Here is an 18,440-nt window from a genome sequence, read left to right as displayed (position 1 = left end):
TTTTTAACATCGCTTATGGAAAAAAATGTTCTGTTCAATCAGCGCATTCGCTTGCGCCATCTTCATACTTTTGTCGCCGTTGCCCAACAGGGAACGTTGGGACGTGCGGCCGAAACCCTTAACCTGAGTCAACCAGCCCTCTCCAAAACACTGAACGAACTGGAGCAACTGACCGGAACCCGACTCTTTGAACGCGGTCGCCTTGGTGCACAATTAACGTTGCCCGGCGAGCAGTTTCTTACCCATGCGGTAAGAGTGCTTGATGCACTCAACACTGCCGGGCAGGCATTAAATCATCGTGAAGAATCTCAGAATGATGTCGTGCGTATTGGTGCCTTGCCAACAGCTGCGTTAGGTATTCTTCCGGCGGTAATCGGTCCGTTCCATAAGCAGCAAATGGAGACTACTCTGCAAGTTGCCACCATGAGTAATCCCATGATACTGGCCGGTTTAAAATCCGGGGAGATCGACCTCGGTATTGGCCGTATGGCCGATCCGGAATTGATGGTCGGTCTGAACTACGAACTGTTATTTCTGGAATCGCTCAAACTGGTCGTGCGTCCTAACCATCCATTGTTACAGGAAACCATCACGCTGAGCCGGGTGATTGAGTGGCCAGTGGTGGTTTCGCCGAAAGGAACCGCCCCTCGCCAGCATGCTGAGGCATTGTTGCAAAGTCAGGGCTGTAAAATGCCGCCGGGTTGTATTGAAACGCTGTCAGCATCGCTCTCCCGTCAACTGACGGTTGATTACGACTATGTGTGGTTTGTCCCTTCAGGCGCGGTTAGAGAAGATCTGCGCCAGGCAACGCTGGTGTCATTGCCAATTCCCACCCACGGTGCGGGTGAACCCATCGGTATTCTTACTCGTGTCGATGTGCAACTCTCTCAGGCCGCCCAGATCCTTATCGCCGCAATACGCAAAACCGTACCTGTTTAATCGAATTGATGATTGGGTCTGTTATTACCGGCAGGCCCACCCCATGTAAATGTTCAATATATGGACGGTAAAACCGTCATAAAACACAGCTAAAAGCGTATTTTTCCTTACAAGTAAATTAAGCAATGCTTATTATTGATGATATCTCTGTCGAATAATGGCGGATGAAATTCTCTACACAAACTTACAGCTATAAATTTTCCTTTAGAATTCAATGAGGAATAAAAAAATCAATCCAATCAATTTAATTAAAATTTTACATTAAATAATTAGCTTTTGCCCCTAATCAAATTCTTAAAAAAAACCAACCCCAACTTCACCTGCTATCCAGTCAGAATCTCGGGATATATAATGCCTTCGCTATTTAATTTGTTATTAAGGAAAATGACGTGAAATTTGTTAATTGTTTAAGTGCAGCAGCGCTTCTGATCGCAGGGGCTGCTTTTCAGGCCCAGGCGGCTGGTTCTGACTCTGCAAACATTGATTTTGCAGGAAACATTACATCATCAACCTGTGATGTCAGTATTGATGGTATTTCTGCTTCCAAAGAAGTCAAACTGCCAGACATCACCGTTTCTGCGATGCAAGCGGCTGTCAGCAGTCCTGCGATGAAAACCAAATTTCAGATCGCCGTTAAAAACTGCGCCACTGAACCAGCGGGCGGTAAAGTAAAAGGGCAATTTTCAACCTCCGGTAATTACAACAGCACCAGCAAAGCATTGTTAAATACTGCAGCAGGAGACAAAGATGCGGGTTTCCAGGTAGAAGATACCGCAACCAGTACCATTATCGATTTTACATCAGCCACACCGCAATCTGAAGCCGCTTATAGTTCCACCAACGGTGCTGAATTTAATTACACCGTCGGTTATATCTATTCAGGTTCTGGTACGCCGACTGTTGGTGTAGTGAAAGCGAATACCACCTTTGTAACAACCTACCCCTAACAAGCTGTATAAGATCAACATTAGTTAATAACTCTGCTGCAACTTTTAATTCAAGGTTGCAGCTATGTAACCAAGATATAAATGATATGAATCTACAAAATACATTCAGAATAATTATACTTTCTACCACTATCTCTTTTAGCTATTCGTCAGTCGCCAGCATAGTGATTAACGCTACCCGTGTCATTTACCCTTCCGACGCGAAAGAGGCGCTCATTAAAATGGTGAATCAGGGGCAACAACCTTTATTAGTCCAGTCCTGGTTAGACGATGGTCATGAAGATGTTGATCCGCAAACCTTAAACGTTCCTTTTATCGCCTCCCCCCCGGTAAGTCGGGTCGATCCTAAACAGGGATTGACCGTACGCTTAAACTGGGACGGTCAACCGTTACCTACCGATCGTGAAAGCGTGTATTGGTTTAATGCACTTGAAATCCCCGGCAAAAATAAAGATGCCGCCAAATCGAATCAACTGCAGATCGCGCTGAAAACCCGCATCAAAGTATTTTATCGCCCGGCATCCCTTCCAGGTTCGGCGGATGACGCAATCCAACATCTGAAATGGAGCCTTGCTAACCAAGGTAAACAAGTTTGGGCGACGGCGAAAAATGACTCTCCTTATTTTGTTTCGCTTGTTGGCGCTAACATCACTTCCGGAGGGAAAAAATACAAAATTGAGCCCGACATGGTCGCCCCTTTTTCCAGCGCCAGCTATGAAGTGAAAACACTCACCACTCCTCGGCTAGAATCCGTTTCATGGACAGCCGTCAATGATTACGGGGCTAACGTTGACGTAACGGATAAATAAAGAACACGTGCAAGGATTGCTCTATGTCGATGTCAAAACACCGGTTAGCGACCTCAGTATGGGTATTACTGGCTATTTGTCAGACAGGATTTGCTGACGATAATTACATTGAATTCAACGATGACTTTATCTTCAGCAATGCAGGTAAAAAATCGACAATCGACGTGTCACAATATGCGCGCGGCAACCCGGTGAAACCCGGTATTTATACCGTCTCCGTTTGGATTAACGGTGAGCAACAGCAAACTGCAAAGATCCAGTTTATTGACAACCACACCCCGAACGCGTCTCCCTGCCTGACTCGTGAGGTGCTCGATGAAGCAAACGTTGATGTAAGCAAACTCCCCACGGCAGATGCGGACGAAGGTGAATCGCAATGCTATATACTGGCGGATTATTACCCCTCATCCAGCGTGAGTTACGATCCTAATTCACAGATCCTGATGCTCACAATTCCGCAACTGTTTCTCGTCAGCCACCCTGCGGGTTATGTCAACCCCGCACGTTGGGATGCCGGTATTCCTGCTGCAATACTGAACTGGAGCTTCAGCGGCTATCACAGTGAAAACGACGGTAGCGCTTCTGACAGTGGTTATCTGGGGCTCGGCTATGGTCTCAATTTGGGAGCATGGCGGTTACGTTCCAGCGGCGCGCTGAACTGGGCAAAAGACGATAGCGCGACCTGGGACAACTACGACCTCTATTTGGCACGCGATTTACCCCCTATCCGGGCACAAATGGAACTGGGTCAGGTCACCTCTCGCAGCGAAGTACTGGATAGTATCGGCATTAAAGGCGTACATCTGTATAACGACAAACGTATGGATCCACATGACGGTCGCTACGTTCCCGTCATCAACGGCGTGGCTAACAGTAATGCCAAAATTACCGTACGACAGCAGTCTCGCATCATCTATGAAACCACCGTTCCCCCAGGTCCTTTTGCCCTGAAAGATTATTATGTGGCAATCAACGGCGCTGACCTTGACGTTACCGTGGAAGAAGCTGATGGGTCAAAACGGTTATTCACCGTACCGTACGCCTCTGTTGCTCAGTTAATGACCAAAGGTGAAGTCGACTGGGATTTTGCCGTTGGGACATTAGACAACGATGGCAACAGCGATTCTCCCTGGGTGCTCACCACTAACGGTAATTATGGACTGAGCGATATTTTCACGCTGTATGGCGGCATACAGTCAATGGAAGAAGACTATCTGGCGGGGATGCTGGGTCTGGCGATGAATACGCGTCTTGGTGCTATCGCAGTCGATGTTATCCACTCTCGCGCTTCACTTGAAGATATTGGCGCTCTGCAGGGGCAGAGTTACCGTATAAGCTACAGTAATGTGCTGGACGCAACACAGACCAATTTCAGCTTTAGCGCCTATCGATACAGCACCAAAGATTACCTCTCGCTTAATGACGTCATCTCTTTGCAAAATAGCATCGATAGTTATAGCGACGATCACGATACTAACCGTAACGATGCGTATCGCAACAGCTACAGCCATTCCAAGAATGAGCTTCAGGCTAACGTCAATCAACCGATCAACCTTAACGGTGAAGATTACGGTTCATTTTATCTCAGCGGCACCTGGACGAGTTACTGGGGTAGCTCAGACAAAACGTCTCAGTATTCGCTGGGCTACAGCAATACTTTCCGCTCCATCTCGTGGAATATCTCGCTGCAGCGCAGTTATAACGAATGGGGCGATGAAGATGACAGCCTGTACGTTGGGTTGAGTATTCCTTTTGGTAGCAACGCTCAAAACGATCAACCAGCATTCTCCAGTCTGAACCTCAGCGCCAATAGCGACTTTAGCGGCAACAACGGTTTCACCAGTACGGCCAGCGGCAACAGTAGCAACAATAAATGGAACTACAGCCTCAGCACCACCGCTAACCAGGCCAGCCAGGGAGAAGACTCCTATTCCGTCAGCGGATATTCCACTTATAACGGCGCGCATGGATCGACCAGCGTTTCCGCTACAGTCGATAAAAATCATAACCAGCAGTATTCCCTAAACAATAACGGCGGTGTGCTGTTACACAGCGGTGGATTGACGCTCTTACCGGGTAATGTCAACGCACAAAGCGCCATAGCCCTTATTGAAGCGCAAGGTGCAAATGGCGCGACCACCACCAATGGGTATGGTGAGATTGACAGTGCCGGATACGCAGTTGCCACCAGTCTTTCACCTTATGCCGAGAATACCGTCGGACTGGATCTCAGCACCATCAAGGCGGACGTCGAAGTGAAAAATACCTCCGCCGCCGTGGTTCCGCGCGATGGTGCCGTGGTGAAAGTCACCTTCGCCACCCAGCAAGGTCAATCGGTGTTTGTCACGCTCAGACGTAGTGATAACAGTTTCATTCCATTGGGCGCGAACATTCTCAATGAGCAGGGAAAATCCGTTGGCGCAATGGGTCAGGCGGGCCGCGCCTTTTTACGCGGGATCGAACAACGTGGCAGCCTGAAGGTTATTTGGGGGAGCGACGCGGCAAGCTACTGCGATGTGACCTACCAGATCCCTGACGCGCCCGCGATGATCGGAAAATCAATTCATCTGGAGACGTTAGTTTGCCAGATGCCAGGAGCCGGAAAGTAGCTTATGCGCCAGGTAATGCTTGTTTCTTTTCTATTATGCAGCCCGCATCTCTTTGCGGCGGATGTCGTGGTTAACTTTAAGGCCAATTTGCTTGCTATGACCTGCACCGTCAATATTGTTGTTGGTTCAAGCAAAGCGGTGAACCAGACCATCGATTTTGGTGTATTAACCCGCGCAGAACTTGAGGCTCAGGGCGCTAACACGCTGAAAGATTTTTCGTTGCAGTACAGCAACTGCACGATCGGCTCCAGTACAAACCAGACAGTGACCTGGATGAAAACGGGAATTAAGGCCTCATCTGTCTACAGCGGTTATCCAACCGAACTCAAGGGTGGGGATAACGGGGCAGCAGCGGTTTTGTATCGTTCTGGCTCCCCAAACTCTCTGTTGGTTCTCAATAGCAGTACGCCGTTTGACTGGACCTCGACTGAGCGCACCAATAAGGCCCTGAACCTGGTTTTATCTCTGCGTCCGACGTCTTACTCAACCACCGCGACAAGTGGCACCTTCAACGGTTCGTTGACGTTCACTACCACCTATCAGTAGGAGCCACCATGAAATTTATCCCAACAGTCTTATTGCTGATATCCACACCGCTATGGGCCGCAATCAGTACCAATACAAATGTATTAACGGTTAAGGCGGAGCTGGTTACCGGTAGCTGTTATATTGCCGCTTCTGATATGGATTTAGGTGACCTGGACGCAAGCGAATTCTCTGCGGGTGGCGCATGGGCGGATTTATCTGCCACTGCGCAGGGAAACGTAACCTTAGCAGGGCAAATGCTTACTCTGAGCTGCGACTCAGGGTCCGTTGCCAAATCTCTGGTAATGAGCATCAAACCGCAAAAGGCGCAGCTAACCGGTAACCAGATCTTCCCTAATGAATATACAGGGCCAACAGGGCGAGTTAAATCAACAACCGCAGCAGGTAATGTTGGCGTTGTCGCTTTTTTTGACGGAAAAAATGTTTTAAATAAAGACAATACTTCCGAAGTTATTATCGATAGTAACTATATTGGTACCGATGACAATAAGGTCCTTCCTATCCTTCGCGCCCGCTTCCAGAAAATAGATTCATCAAAACCGGTCACTCCAGGTGGAGTATTAAGTCAGGTGCAAATCAGCGTGAGCTACAAATAATGGATAAATGGCAGGTTAATATGAGTACGATGATTTCACGATCAATTTCTTTTGTGGCATTACTGCTGAGCGGAATTTATTCATATCAGGTGCAGGCCAAGGAGTGTTATTTTGAAACAATTAATACCAGCACGGTAAGCGCGGGAACGTTAGTTGTTAATAGTTATAACCCATCCAGTACAACACCCGTGTTATTGGGGACATTAAGTGCAGGAAAGTATGGTAACTTAGTCTGTAATACAGGTAATGATGGTTCTGATTTTTATGGAATGACCACAGTAACAAGCGGTACGCAATCCGATAGTTATACCAGTACCAGCGGCAGTACAAAATATAGCTACAATAGAGTTTTTTTTCCAACGAGCATACCCGGAATATATTATAACATTTACATAGCTAATTCTATTAGTGCTAAATATACAGCTTATATTCCGTCTAATACGAGTTGGACACGTGAGATCGATAATGCTGCAGATGGAAGTTTTTCTGTTGGATTATACGTCGAGGTTTGGCAACGTGGGGTGGTTTCCTCAATAGGTAATGGTGAAGCGCATCCGGTCATAAATGGTGAGGTAGGTAGGTTTAAAGCAGGAGATGAAAATATAACCAGTCAACAGATTGTCGCCACAGTAAACGCTTCTTCATTCACCGTAAAATTCGCCGCGCCAACCTGTAACCTATCCGTTTCCCCCACCACCATCGACTTTGGCGATGTGGGTAATGACAAACCACGAAAAACCTTCACCTTGAAAAATAGCAACTGCGTTAATGCTTCAGGGGTTACCCTTAAACTGACGTCGACCAAAGCGGCTTATGATAATAGCGGGTTGTCTATTCTCGCCAATACCACGACTGGCACCTCAGCAGCGGGCGGACGGGGAGTGGCGGTTTCTTACGAGGGATCGTCCCGGCAATATCTGTCGGCGAATGACACAAATTCTTCAGTGTCCATCGACTTTGGTTCCATCGTAACGGCGAAAGATATCACCATGGCCGGATTACTCACCTGTACCTCCGCCAGCAACAACAGTACCTGTGATGACTACACCCCCGGAGCCTTCACCGCCGTAGGCACCCTCAGCGCGACGTACAAATAAATAAGAAATCCGGTAATACAAAGAATCGTATTACCGGATGACTGACCTGTCAGAATGTTTCCCAGTTATCCGTATTTACCGTGTTTGATTTTGGCAGTGAAACCGATGGATTAACGGCAGGTGTAACGCGTTTAATTGCGCTTGTCCCGGTTAAACGGAATGTGCCGACGGCTTCCGTTAAGCGTGCGGCCTGCTCTTCAAGAGAGGCCGCAGCGGCCGATGCTTCTTCAACCAGTGAGGCGTTTTGCTGCGTGACCTTATCCATCTCTGAAATCGCCTGGCTTACCTGGACGATACCCCGGCTTTGTTCATCAGAGGCCGCCGCAATTTCCAGCATAATGTCGGTGACACGTTTTACCGCATCGACAATATCCGTCATCGTATTGCCTGCCGCGACCACTTCTCCGGATCCCTGGTCAATCAGTCGGACTGATTCGCTGATCAACCCTTCTATCTCTTTTGCCGCCTGGGCGCTGCGGCTTGCTAACGTACGTACCTCACTGGCTACGACGGCAAACCCTCTCCCCTGCTCGCCTGCCCGCGCCGCTTCGACCGCTGCGTTCAGCGCCAGGATATTGGTCTGGAAGGCAATGCTGTTTATAACGGCGGTAATTTCGGAGATTTTCTTCGAACTTGTTGAGATATTCCCCATGGTTTTAACCACGCCAGAGACCATCTGACCGCCCCGGCTGGCCTTGCCGGACGCATCTTCCGCCAGCGTGCTCGCATGATGCGCGTTGTCGGCGTTTTGCTTCACCGTAGCCGTCAGTTCTTCCATGCTGGCCGCCGTTTGTTCAATCGCCGCGGCCTGTTGTTCAGTTCGTGAAGAAAGATCGGTATTGCCCGCAGAAATCTCACTGGTACCACGGTAGATTTCTTCCGCCCCCTGACGTACCGTGCCCACCGTTTTCCCAAGCGATCGTTGCATTGTTTGCAGATGACGGCTCAGGCGACCAATTTCGCTGCGCCCGGTTGGTTCCTCCGGCATCGTCAGATCGCCCGCTGAAATTTGCTCAATACGCTGGGCCGCACGTAACAAAGGATGAATAACGGTACGGCGCAAAACAATGAACGTCATCACGGTCAGCGCCAGCGCAAGAACGAATGCGCCCAGCATAAAGGCCATGCCAAGCTGTGTACGTTGGTGCGCCTGTTCGCTTAACTGATTCGCCCTGGCGGTACGAATATCGATCGCCTTTAACAACACCTTGTTGTAAGCAGAGTCCAGCGGTCTGGCCTGTTCATTTTCATGGTTGATGATCGCCTCGAACATACCGTTTTTAGCGTACTTCAGCATAGGCTGTAAGCCGTCGATATAGGCTTTGAAATTGGCGCTCAGTTCAGCGTCTAACGCCTCTCCGTCAGTGGTTTTCACCGCACGCGCCATATAGGTATTAAAACCGTCCTGCGATTGCTTAATACGTTTTTCTGCCTCGGCAATACTGGCCTTCATGTCATCCATTTCAGCAATACGGCTCGCCGCACCAGCATGGATCATGTTGATACGCGCGGTGCGTAAGTGGTTAGAGCTGTTAGATAACCCCATCCGAACCTGAATCTCATCGGTTACATCGCGCTGATCGCGATCGGCCTGCATAAGAAAATAACCTGCCAGCCCGGAACTTAAGGCGAACAGCAGAAGGATGCCACCGAGAATGGAGGAAAACAGCGGAACCAGCCGGATTTGATGCAGAAAGCCCAGTTTATGCTGGGCTTGCATCGATGTAGTGTTGTCCATGACCGTCGACTCTCTTGTAGGGTTTATGCGTGAAAACACGCCCGTTAGATAGTCATCGGCAATCCGGGAAGTTTACTTACCGTGAAAAGCGCCGGATTCGTCACACTTTCACAACATCATTCAAAGAAATTCAGGAAAGTGCCAGCGGTGAAATCCGCTGGCCAATGAATCAGTTATCACCAAAATGGATAACGGTACGGATGGATTTACCCTGATGCATTAAATCAAACGCGTCGTTGATCTGCTCCAGCGGCAGGCGATGCGTAATAAACGGATCTAACTGAATTTTTCCGCTCATTGCTTCTTCGACCATACCCGGCAACTGGGTGCGCCCTTTTACACCGCCAAACGCGGAACCGCGCCACACGCGCCCGGTTACTAACTGGAACGGACGTGTTTTGATCTCCTGACCAGCACCCGCCACGCCAATGATGATGCTTTCACCCCACCCTTTATGGCAACACTCCAGCGCCGCACGCATCACGTTAACGTTGCCGATACACTCAAAGCTAAAGTCCACGCCACCGTCGGTGAGCTCAACAATCACGTCCTGCACCGGCTTATCGTAATCGTTCGGGTTGATGAAATCGGTCGCGCCCATTTCACCCGCCAGCTTGAATTTTTCCGGATTAGTATCAACGGCCAGAATACGCCCGGCTTTCGCCTGTACCGCGCCCTGAATCACCGCCAGGCCAATACCGCCCAGACCAAATACGGCCACGGTATCGCCTTCTTTCACTTTCGCGGTGTTATGGACCGCTCCGATCCCGGTGGTTACGCCACAGCCCAGCAGACACACTTTATCCAGTGGAGCCTGCGGGTTAACCTTCGCCAGCGAGATCTCTGCGCAAACGGTGTATTCACTGAAGGTACTGGTGCCCATATAGTGATAAATCGGCTCGCCGTTATACGAGAAGCGCGTTGTGCCATCCGGCATCAGACCTTTGCCCTGTGTCGCACGCACGGCCTGACACAAGTTAGTTTTACCCGATTTACAGAACTTGCACTCGCCGCACTCTGCGGTGTACAGCGGGATCACATGATCGCCAGGTTTCAGACTGGTGACGCCCTCACCCACTTCAACCACGATACCCCCGCCTTCATGGCCGAGTACCGCCGGAAACACTCCTTCCGGATCGTCGCCAGAGAGTGTAAAAGCGTCAGTATGGCACACGCCTGTGTGGGTAATTTTAACCAGCACTTCACCTTTCTTTGGCGGTGCGACGTCGATCTCGACAATTTTTAACGGCTGACCGGGGCCGAATGCAACTGCTGCGCGTGATTTCATTTGTCTCTTCCCATTATTGCGAGGTGATGGTGTTATTTTAGATAAGCGCGCAGAAGATGGCCGATTTCAGCCATGCGCACAGCACGCTGGTCTGGGGTAGTCTCCCCGCTGACCAGTTCATCTTTCAGGTGGATCTCAACCATTTCGCCCATCAGGCCATTGGATGCGCCGCGCACAGCGGCAATTTGTTGCAGGATCGCCAGACACGGCTCGCCGGACTCCAGCGCGCGCTCAAGCGCATCAACCTGGCCGCGAATACGGCGTACACGGGTGAGAATGCGTTTCTTATCTTCAGGTGAATGCGGCATACGTCCTCCAGATACTATAGGGGGGTATACTATCAGAATTTTTATGTAATTGTAAAAAAATAACATCTATTTAATGAGGGGGTGACGACCAGACCTCGTCAGATGAGACCTGGTCGCCAGGTCACTGAATGGCTTTCTGAACTAATTTTTCCAGATTTTTTAAGGGTTGAATTGCCGCAGTTAGTCCGGCATTTTTAGCCTCTTTCGCATGATCAAATTCTCCAAACAAAACAAGATTATTACTCTCAATGGCAGCTATAAGATGCTCACTGGTCTGCTGGTAATTATAAGTACTATACGTTTTGATCATGGTATTCCCGGTGTTGGCAGCATGACTGGTTACCGTCATAAGCAGATACAGTGCAGCTGTAATAAATATATTTTTTATAGACCGAAGCATCACAATATCCTTAATTTAACGATAGTCTGGAAAGCTATCTAAGACCAGCGGATACTTTGCCGGTATAATCTCTCTCATGCTGATTATGTGCAAGAATACATTTGGCCGAATGCACCATCGCAATAAGGCCCGCAGCCATCATTATCGTGTCTTTTAAGACTAGTCGCCCGGCACCAGAAAGATAGGGAAATCCGGTATGAGCATCCTGGCCACTTACCCATGTTTCTGGTGTAAATATCAGGAATGTCAAAGTGACAAAAGGAGTTAAGAAGGCAAGTGTTGCCCCCCAAAAGCCGATTTTTGGTGATACATAATGAGCAAGAATTAATAATGAGAAAATGACTTCAACAATACCAAGTCCGGTAGAGTACCCATAAGTATTATTCGTATGATGCCATGCGCGGTTAGCCTCTATTAATTCGCCCTCATGGTTCATAAACTGAGTATAATTACTCGGATCGTTATAAAAGAAAGACATAAATGGGCTATTAGCTACAAAAGGAACAATGCTATCTGCTTCATAGGGAATGAACTTCAACAATCCTATCCACATAAATACAATGGCAATAGAAATGCGACAAACATTTATTCCCACGTTTTCTTTCGTTGAAACATATTGGTATAGTTTATCCATCATATCCAGAAGTCCTGTGTTGTAGAAATCACGACCTTTATAGCCTTGTTATTTATATGCCTATATGTTCAGGAATCTATAATTTTTGTTTGACCGTCTGGAAAGGTCAAAATATAGACTATGGATAAGTTCGGTTGAGTGGAATGAACTCCTTGTCTTTCGGTTTGGCTATCAAACTACTCGCAACAAATCGTTGTATAACATGGTGAACGCATGTCTCTCTTCATCGCCCACGGTTGCTGTATCCCTTATCCGGCAAAGTAGAGCATTCCTTTACCCTTTTCAGCATTAAGCGTATCCAGATATCTCCATCAGTTTATCGCTGTTATGCCGCGGGAGGTTGTCGTCAAAAAGATTCAGTTCGCCGTGCGTACCGGCAACCAACCTGACATGATCAATTTTTACCAATCCATACCCCCAGGCTTACAGCACTAATACCCTCTCACGTCAATAACCACTAAAAGTTAATGGTTTATAAAACAATTTAACCTTACAATAACCATACTTTTTCATGTCTTAAGTTTAAGCTGGAGAAAAAAATGGAGCTCAGCCGGAGGCAGTTCTTTCGAATCTGCGCGGGCGGTATGGCAGGAACAACTGTTGCATCTCTCGGATTCTTATCATCTTTTTCCGTTCACGCGGAAACCCGTCAATACAAACTCTTAAAAGCAAAAGAGACACGTAATAACTGTACGTACTGCTCAGTAGGCTGCGGCATGCTGATGTACAGCCTTGGCGATACAGCCAAAAACGTCAAAGAAAGTATCTACCATATTGAAGGCGATCCGGATCATCCGGTGAGCCGTGGATCGTTGTGCCCTAAAGGCGCTGGCGTGCTGGATTACATTCATAGTGAAACCCGTCTGCAGTATCCCGAATATCGTGCACCGGGTTCGGATAAATGGCAGCGCATTAGCTGGGATGATGCGATCAATCGTATTGCCCGACTCATGAAAGATGATCGTGATGCCAACTTTATTGAGAAAAATGCCCAGGGCGTTACCGTCAACCGGTGGTCCACTACGGGCATGCTATGTTCCTCAGCGGCAAGCAATGAAACCGGGATTCTGGACGGTAAATTCACCCGTAGCCTCGGGATGGTGGCCATCGACTGCCAGGCACGCCTGTGTCACGGGCCAACCGTGTCAGCGCTGGCTCCGACCTTTGGGCGCGGTGCAATGACCAACAACTGGGTCGATATTAAAAATGCCAACGTAGTGCTTATTATGGGCGGCAATGCCGCTGAGGCACATCCGGTAGGCTTTAAATGGGTGGTCGAAGCGCAAACTAAAAACGACGCCACCGTAGTGGTAGTCGACCCGCGCTTTAACCGTAGCGCCGCGGTCGCCGATCTGTATGCGCCAATACGCGCAGGTTCCGACACCGCATTCCTGCTCGGTGTAATCCGTTATCTGCTGGAAAACAACCAGGTGCAGCACGACTATGTGCGCCACTACACTAACGCCAGCCTTATAATACGTGATGACTATCAGTTCGACGACGGCTTGTTCAGTGGCTATGACGACAAAAAACGCCAGTACGATAAATCGAGCTGGTTCTATCAGCTTGACGAACAGGGTAATGCCCTGCGTGATGAAACATTGTCTCATCCACGCTGCGTGTGGAATTTGCTGAAAGCCCACGTCGACCGCTATACGCCAGAAATGGTTAACCGGTTGTGTGGGACCTCAGTGGCAGATTTCAATCGTATCTGCGAAATTCTCGCCAGCACCAGCGTGCCTGACCGCACCGCTACTATTCTGTATGCGTTGGGTTGGACACACCACTCCGCCGGGGCACAGATTATCCGCGCCGCCGCTATGCTCCAGTTGCTACTGGGTAATATAGGCATGGCGGGCGGTGGCGTTAACGCCTTACGTGGCCACTCCAATATTCAGGGCTATACCGATCTTGGCTTGTTGTCGACGAACCTGCCGGGCTATATGCCGCTGCCGTCGGAAAAACAGCCAGACTACCAGACCTATATTTCGCAAATCACGCCGCCTGCGTTAGGCGTGAATGAGGTCAATTACTGGCAAAATACGCCGAAGTTCTTTGTTAGCATGATGAAAAGTTTCTGGGGCGACAATGCAACAGTGGAAAATAACTGGGGCTACGACTGGCTACCTAAATGGGATCGCCTGTATGACGTAATGACCCAGGCTGAATTGATGCTCGAAGGGAAGATTAATGGTTACATCGTTCAGGGCTTCAATCCGCTGGCGGCGTTTCCAGATAAAAACAAATCAACTCGCGCGCTTTCAAAACTGAAATATATGGTGGTTATCGATCCGCTGGTCACTGAGTCGTCCAATTTTTGGCAAAATCATGGCGAGATGAACGATGTAAACCCGGCAGATATTCAGACCGAAGTTTTCCGTCTGCCCTCTTCCTGCTTTGCTGAAGAAAATGGTTCAATCGCTAACTCCGGGCGTTGGTTACAGTGGCACTGGGCTGCGGCAGAACCACCAGGTGAAGCCTTACATGACGGGAAGATCCTTGGGCGCCTGTTTATGCGCCTACGCGAGCTGTATCAGCAGGAAGGTGGAGCGAATCCGCAACCCTTGTTGAATATTGCCTGGAATTATAAAGATCCATACGACCCACACCCAGAAGAGATTGCGCGTGAAGCAAATGGTCAGGCGCTTGAAGACCTTTATGATGACAAAGGCCAGCTTATAGCCAAAAAAGGCCAGCAGCTCAGCAGTTTTGCACAGTTGCGCGATGATGGCTCGACCAGCAGTTTCTGCTGGGTCTACTGCGGAAGCTGGACAGAACAAGGCAACCAGATGGCCAATCGCGACAACAGCGATCCGTATGGTCTGGGCTGCACACCAGGCTGGGCGTGGTCATGGCCTGCCAACCGCCGTATTCTCTACAATCGCGCTTCGGCCGACCCATCAGGAAAACCGTGGGATCCCAAACGTGTCCTGCTGCATTGGGATGGCAAAAAATGGGCCGGTATGGACGTAGCCGACTACGGCCAGGCCGCGCCGGGCAGCAACGTTGGTCCGTTTATCATGAACCCGGAAGGCGTAGCGCGCCTGTTCTCCATCAACAAAATGAACGACGGGCCATTCCCGGAACATTACGAACCCATTGAGTCGCCTATTGGTACCAACCCACTGCACCCGGATGTTGTATCCAGCCCGGTTGCGCGTATCTACCATGACGATATCGCCAATATGGGTAAAGCGGATGCCTTTCCGTACGTCGCCACCACTTACTCCATTACCGAACTGTTCCGCCACTGGACCAAACATGCGCTGCTCAACGCCATCGCTCAACCCGATCAATTCATCGAAATCGGTGAGGCGCTGGCGAGCAAAAAAGGCATTGCGGCAGGTGATACGGTGAAAGTGATGTCGAAACGCGGCTTTATCAAAGCGAAGGCGGTGGTCACCAAACGTCTGCAAACGCTGACGATCGATGGTAAGCAGGTCGATACTATCGGTATCCCTTGTCACTGGTGCTTTGAAGGCGCCACACGCAAAGGGTTCCTCGCCAATACGTTAACGCCATCGGTGGGTGACGCGAACTCGCAAACACCGGAGTATAAAGCGTTTCTGGTCAACATCGAGCGAGCGTAAGGAAGGGAACTCATGGCTATGCAATCACAAGATATTATTAAACGCTCGGCGACGAACAGCATCACGCCGCCGCCCCAGGCGCGGGATTACCGTGCAGAAGTGGCAAAATTAATTGATGTCACTACCTGTATTGGCTGTAAAGGCTGTCAGGTCGCCTGCTCAGAGTGGAACGATATTCGCGATGAAGTGGGCTACTGCAACGGCGTCTACGACAACCCGACCGATCTCAGCGCTAAGTCCTGGACGGTGATGCGCTTTAGCGAAACCACCCAGAACGACAAGCTGGAATGGCTGATCCGCAAAGACGGCTGCATGCACTGCGCCGATCCCGGCTGTTTGAAAGCCTGTCCATCCGCTGGAGCAATCATTCAGTATGCCAACGGGATTGTCGACTTTCAGTCCGAGCACTGTATTGGCTGTGGCTACTGCATTGCTGGCTGCCCGTTCAATATTCCGCGACTTAATCCCGAAGATAACCGGGTCTACAAATGTACGTTGTGCGTTGACCGGGTGAGTATAGGCCAGGAACCAGCCTGCGTGAAAACTTGCCCGACCGGCGCTATCCAGTTTGGCACCAAAAAAGAGATGCTCAATGTAGCGGAAACTCGCGTGGCGCAGTTGAAAAAACGCGGCTATGCCAATGCGGGCATCTACAACCCGCAAGGGGTCGGCGGCACCCACGTGATGTATGTACTTCATCACGCGGATCAACCATCGCTGTACCACAATCTGCCGGATGAGCCCAAAATCGCCGCACCAGTGAACCTCTGGAAGGGGATTTTAAAACCACTCTCCGCCGCCGGATTTATCGCCACCTTTGCCGGGCTGATTTACCACTACGTGGGAGTCGGCCCAAACAAAGAGACGGATGATGATGAAGAGGAGAACGGTCATGAGTAAAAGCAAAATGATTCTGCGCACCAAATTCATCGACCGTGCTTGTCACTGGACGGTGGTAATAAGCTTCTTCCTGGTGTCGCTTTCCGGTATTGCGCTGTTCTTCCCGACGTTGCAATGGCTCACCGAAACTTTCGGTACACCGCAAATGGGGCGAATTCTACATCCGTTTTTCGGGGTAATGATTTTCATCGTGCTGATGTTTATGTTCGTCCGTTTTGTACACCACAATATTCCCGATAAACAGGATCTTCCCTGGATTAAGGGCATCGTTGAGGTACTGAAGGGGAATGAACATAAAGTCGCTGATGTGGGGAAATACAACGCCGGACAGAAAATGATGTTCTGGAGCATCATGAGCCTGATTCTGGTATTACTGATTACCGGCGTTATTATCTGGAGGCCCTACTTTGCCCATTATTTCTCAATTAACATTGTTCGTTGGAGTTTGTTAATCCACGCGACAGCAGCCATTGTGCTGATCCACGCCATTCTGATCCATATGTACATGGCGTTTTGGGTAAAAGGTTCAATTAAAGGTATGATCGAAGGGAAAGTGAGTCGACGCTGGGCGAAGAAACACCATCCTCGCTGGTACCGTGAGGTTGAACTTACTGAAGAAAAAGCACCGGAATTAGAATCTAAATAAAAGCAATAAGGCCGCTGTTATTCAGCGGTCTTATTCTCTCAATGGCCCAGTGATATGCTACGGCGCTGCGAGACCTGATTATCAGGCAAATAAAAGGCCCTCCATTCAATAATGAACAAACCCTACCCAACCCGCAGCAAATCACTGTATCTCGTGGTATAACGCGGTGAGAGCATATCTCGCTTCATCGCCCACGGTTGTTGTATACCTTGTCCGGCAAAATAGAGCGTTCCTTTACCCTTTTCAGCATTGAGCGTATCCAGAACGGCCATCAGCTTATCGCTGTTATGCCGTGGAGCGTTGTCATCAAAAAGATTCAACTGTGCAACACCTGAGCTAAAAAAATCGCCCAGCATGACCCCTGCTTTTTGATAACGTAGCCCCTCTCGCCATATTGCGTCCAGGCTACATGTGGCCGCCCTTGTAATTTCCCGACTATCCTGGGTTGGTGTCAGCAGTTTTATCGATGCGCTGTTACCGTAATAAGGTTCATTCAGAACAAACGGACTGGTTTTGATAAACGTAGAGATAAACCGGCAGTACTGGTGCTCTCTGCGCAGCTTTTCCGCAGCACGTGAAGCATAGGTACAAATTGCCTCTCTCATCGCGTTGTAATCCGTGAGTTTTTCACCAAACGATCTTGAGCAGATAATTTCCTGCTTAACTGGCGCAAACTCATCCAGCTCCAGGCAAGGTTCACCGCGCAATTCCCGCACAGTGCGCTCAAGCACAACGTTGAAATGTTTGCGGATAAAGCGAATATCGGTATCTGCCAGGTCGCAGACCGTTTTAATGCCCATAGCGTCCAGTTTTTTACTGATACGGCGTCCAACACCCCAGACTTCATCAACCGGGAGCGCAGTCATCAGCTTACGCTGACGCTCAATATTCGAGAGATCCACCACCCCGCCAGTCTGTTCCTGCCACTTTTTGGCAGCATGGTTAGCCAGCTTGGCCAGGGTTTTGGTCTGGGCGATACCAACCCCAACCTTGAGGCGTGTTTTCTGTAAAATGGTTGCTCTGATTTCCCGACCAAAATCCGTAAGGTCCCGGCAGTTTCGCACGCCCGTTAAATCGCAAAAGGCTTCATCAATACTGTACATCTCCACGCGCGGCGACAACTCCTCCAGAATCGACATCACCCTGCTGCTCATATCCGCATACAATTCGTAGTTCGAACTAAAACAGAACACGCCATAGCGCCTGAACAGATCTTTCTGTTTGAAGTATGGCGCGCCCATATTAACGCCAAGCGCTTTTGCCTCCGCGCTACTGGCAATGACACAGCCATCGTTATTTGAAAGAACGACAACGGGTTTGCCCTTCAGATCGGGCCGGAATGCCGACTCACAGCTGGCATAAAATGAATTAACATCCACCAGGGCAAACATAA

16 protein-coding genes and 1 pseudogene are annotated in these 18,440 nt (G+C 49.3%); 10 read left to right on the top strand and 7 right to left on the bottom strand.

What is annotated here, in order from left to right; genetic code table 11:
- The first annotated feature begins 15 nt into the window (after positions 1 to 15).
- From SK32_RS05015 to SK32_RS04985, 7 genes are all read left to right on the top strand, one after another.
- On the top strand, positions 16 to 939 hold the full coding sequence (locus SK32_RS05015) for a LysR substrate-binding domain-containing protein (protein WP_048211583.1): 924 nt from the start codon (positions 16 to 18) through the stop codon (positions 937 to 939).
- Between the two features lie 389 nt (positions 940 to 1,328).
- A complete protein-coding gene (locus SK32_RS05010; protein WP_048211582.1) occupies positions 1,329 to 1,886 on the top strand; it encodes a fimbrial protein in 558 nt (185 codons plus the stop codon).
- 86 nt (positions 1,887 to 1,972) lie between these two features.
- Positions 1,973 to 2,695 carry a fimbria/pilus periplasmic chaperone gene (locus SK32_RS05005; protein WP_048211581.1) on the top strand — a complete coding sequence of 241 codons (723 nt, stop codon included), beginning with the start codon at positions 1,973 to 1,975 and terminating at the stop codon, positions 2,693 to 2,695.
- A gap of 23 nt (positions 2,696 to 2,718) precedes the next feature.
- Positions 2,719 to 5,304 carry an outer membrane usher protein gene (locus SK32_RS05000; protein ID WP_048211580.1) on the top strand — a complete coding sequence of 862 codons (2,586 nt, stop codon included), beginning with the start codon at positions 2,719 to 2,721 and terminating at the stop codon, positions 5,302 to 5,304.
- A gap of 3 nt (positions 5,305 to 5,307) precedes the next feature.
- The gene (locus SK32_RS04995) at positions 5,308 to 5,850 is read left to right on the top strand and encodes a fimbrial protein (protein WP_048211579.1); all 543 of its coding nucleotides are present in this window, start codon (positions 5,308 to 5,310) and stop codon (positions 5,848 to 5,850) included.
- Positions 5,851 to 5,858: 8 nt separating this feature from the next.
- Positions 5,859 to 6,446 carry a fimbrial protein gene (locus tag SK32_RS04990; protein ID WP_048211578.1) on the top strand — a complete coding sequence of 196 codons (588 nt, stop codon included), beginning with the start codon at positions 5,859 to 5,861 and terminating at the stop codon, positions 6,444 to 6,446.
- Positions 6,446 to 7,543, top strand: coding sequence for a fimbrial protein (locus tag SK32_RS04985; RefSeq protein WP_048211577.1), 1,098 nt, complete (start codon positions 6,446 to 6,448; stop codon positions 7,541 to 7,543). The genes SK32_RS04990 and SK32_RS04985 overlap by 1 nt, the downstream gene beginning before the upstream one ends.
- A gap of 49 nt (positions 7,544 to 7,592) precedes the next feature.
- Here the strand turns inward: SK32_RS04985 and SK32_RS04980 are convergent, their stop codons facing one another.
- From SK32_RS04980 to SK32_RS24365, 6 genes and pseudogenes are all read right to left on the bottom strand, one after another.
- The gene (locus SK32_RS04980; protein WP_048211576.1) at positions 7,593 to 9,281 is read right to left on the bottom strand and encodes a methyl-accepting chemotaxis protein; all 1,689 of its coding nucleotides are present in this window, start codon (positions 9,279 to 9,281) and stop codon (positions 7,593 to 7,595) included.
- A gap of 169 nt (positions 9,282 to 9,450) precedes the next feature.
- Positions 9,451 to 10,569, bottom strand: a complete 1,119-nt coding sequence (locus SK32_RS04975) for an S-(hydroxymethyl)glutathione dehydrogenase/class III alcohol dehydrogenase (protein ID WP_048211575.1) — start codon at positions 10,567 to 10,569, stop codon at positions 9,451 to 9,453.
- 32 nt (positions 10,570 to 10,601) lie between these two features.
- A complete protein-coding gene (locus SK32_RS04970) occupies positions 10,602 to 10,877 on the bottom strand; it encodes a metal/formaldehyde-sensitive transcriptional repressor (RefSeq protein ID WP_003833178.1) in 276 nt (91 codons plus the stop codon).
- Between the two features lie 121 nt (positions 10,878 to 10,998).
- Positions 10,999 to 11,277, bottom strand: coding sequence for a DUF302 domain-containing protein (locus SK32_RS23985; protein WP_053065219.1), 279 nt, complete (start codon positions 11,275 to 11,277; stop codon positions 10,999 to 11,001).
- A 34-nt stretch (positions 11,278 to 11,311) separates the two neighbouring features.
- Positions 11,312 to 11,911, bottom strand: coding sequence for a reactive chlorine resistance membrane protein RclC (rclC, locus tag SK32_RS04960; RefSeq protein WP_048212582.1), 600 nt, complete (start codon positions 11,909 to 11,911; stop codon positions 11,312 to 11,314).
- 176 nt (positions 11,912 to 12,087) lie between these two features.
- Positions 12,088 to 12,159: pseudogene (locus SK32_RS24365) on the bottom strand (DUF4113 domain-containing protein); the annotation flags it as partial.
- Positions 12,160 to 12,450: 291 nt separating this feature from the next.
- On the opposite strand from SK32_RS24365, the gene fdnG reads away from it, so the two are divergent.
- From fdnG to fdnI, 3 genes are read left to right on the top strand one after another with little or no spacing between them, the layout of a single operon-like run.
- Positions 12,451 to 15,501: a formate dehydrogenase-N subunit alpha gene (gene fdnG, locus SK32_RS04955; protein WP_075551375.1), complete on the top strand. Its 3,051-nt coding sequence runs from the start codon at positions 12,451 to 12,453 to the stop codon at positions 15,499 to 15,501.
- Positions 15,502 to 15,513: 12 nt separating this feature from the next.
- Positions 15,514 to 16,401: a formate dehydrogenase subunit beta gene (fdxH, locus tag SK32_RS04950; RefSeq protein WP_048211574.1), complete on the top strand. Its 888-nt coding sequence runs from the start codon at positions 15,514 to 15,516 to the stop codon at positions 16,399 to 16,401.
- The gene (gene fdnI / locus SK32_RS04945; RefSeq protein ID WP_003020312.1) at positions 16,394 to 17,047 is read left to right on the top strand and encodes a formate dehydrogenase-N subunit gamma; all 654 of its coding nucleotides are present in this window, start codon (positions 16,394 to 16,396) and stop codon (positions 17,045 to 17,047) included. The genes fdxH and fdnI overlap by 8 nt, the downstream gene beginning before the upstream one ends.
- 122 nt (positions 17,048 to 17,169) lie before the next feature.
- Here fdnI and SK32_RS04940 read toward each other — a convergent pair whose 3' ends face one another.
- Positions 17,170 to 18,438, bottom strand: coding sequence for a Y-family DNA polymerase (locus tag SK32_RS04940; protein WP_048211573.1), 1,269 nt, complete (start codon positions 18,436 to 18,438; stop codon positions 17,170 to 17,172).
- Between the last annotated feature and the right edge of the window lie 2 nt (positions 18,439 to 18,440).

It is taken from the genome of Citrobacter sp. MGH100 (genome assembly GCF_001034465.1).
GTDB classification, from domain to species: Bacteria; Pseudomonadota; Gammaproteobacteria; order Enterobacterales; family Enterobacteriaceae; genus Citrobacter; species Citrobacter youngae.
The sequence above is the reverse complement of the archived record's forward strand: the minus strand, read 5'-3'. Positions and strand labels throughout refer to the sequence as shown.

Coding starts and splice junctions, on each gene's coding strand:
- fdnI (WP_003020312.1), top strand. CDS start 16,394: ATGAGTAAAAGCAAAATGATTCTGCGCACCAAATTCATCGACCGTGCT.
- SK32_RS04985 (WP_048211577.1), top strand. CDS start 6,446: ATGGATAAATGGCAGGTTAATATGAGTACGATGATTTCACGATCAATT.
- fdnG (WP_075551375.1), top strand. CDS start 12,451: ATGGAGCTCAGCCGGAGGCAGTTCTTTCGAATCTGCGCGGGCGGTATG.
- SK32_RS04970 (WP_003833178.1), bottom strand. CDS start 10,877: ATGCCGCATTCACCTGAAGATAAGAAACGCATTCTCACCCGTGTACGC.
- SK32_RS05005 (WP_048211581.1), top strand. CDS start 1,973: ATGAATCTACAAAATACATTCAGAATAATTATACTTTCTACCACTATC.
- SK32_RS04975 (WP_048211575.1), bottom strand. CDS start 10,569: ATGAAATCACGCGCAGCAGTTGCATTCGGCCCCGGTCAGCCGTTAAAA.
- SK32_RS04940 (WP_048211573.1), bottom strand. CDS start 18,438: ATGTTTGCCCTGGTGGATGTTAATTCATTTTATGCCAGCTGTGAGTCG.
- SK32_RS04980 (WP_048211576.1), bottom strand. CDS start 9,281: ATGGACAACACTACATCGATGCAAGCCCAGCATAAACTGGGCTTTCTG.
- SK32_RS05015 (WP_048211583.1), top strand. CDS start 16: ATGGAAAAAAATGTTCTGTTCAATCAGCGCATTCGCTTGCGCCATCTT.
- rclC (WP_048212582.1), bottom strand. CDS start 11,911: ATGGATAAACTATACCAATATGTTTCAACGAAAGAAAACGTGGGAATA.
- SK32_RS04995 (WP_048211579.1), top strand. CDS start 5,308: ATGCGCCAGGTAATGCTTGTTTCTTTTCTATTATGCAGCCCGCATCTC.
- SK32_RS05000 (WP_048211580.1), top strand. CDS start 2,719: ATGTCGATGTCAAAACACCGGTTAGCGACCTCAGTATGGGTATTACTG.
- SK32_RS23985 (WP_053065219.1), bottom strand. CDS start 11,277: ATGCTTCGGTCTATAAAAAATATATTTATTACAGCTGCACTGTATCTG.
- fdxH (WP_048211574.1), top strand. CDS start 15,514: ATGGCTATGCAATCACAAGATATTATTAAACGCTCGGCGACGAACAGC.
- SK32_RS04990 (WP_048211578.1), top strand. CDS start 5,859: ATGAAATTTATCCCAACAGTCTTATTGCTGATATCCACACCGCTATGG.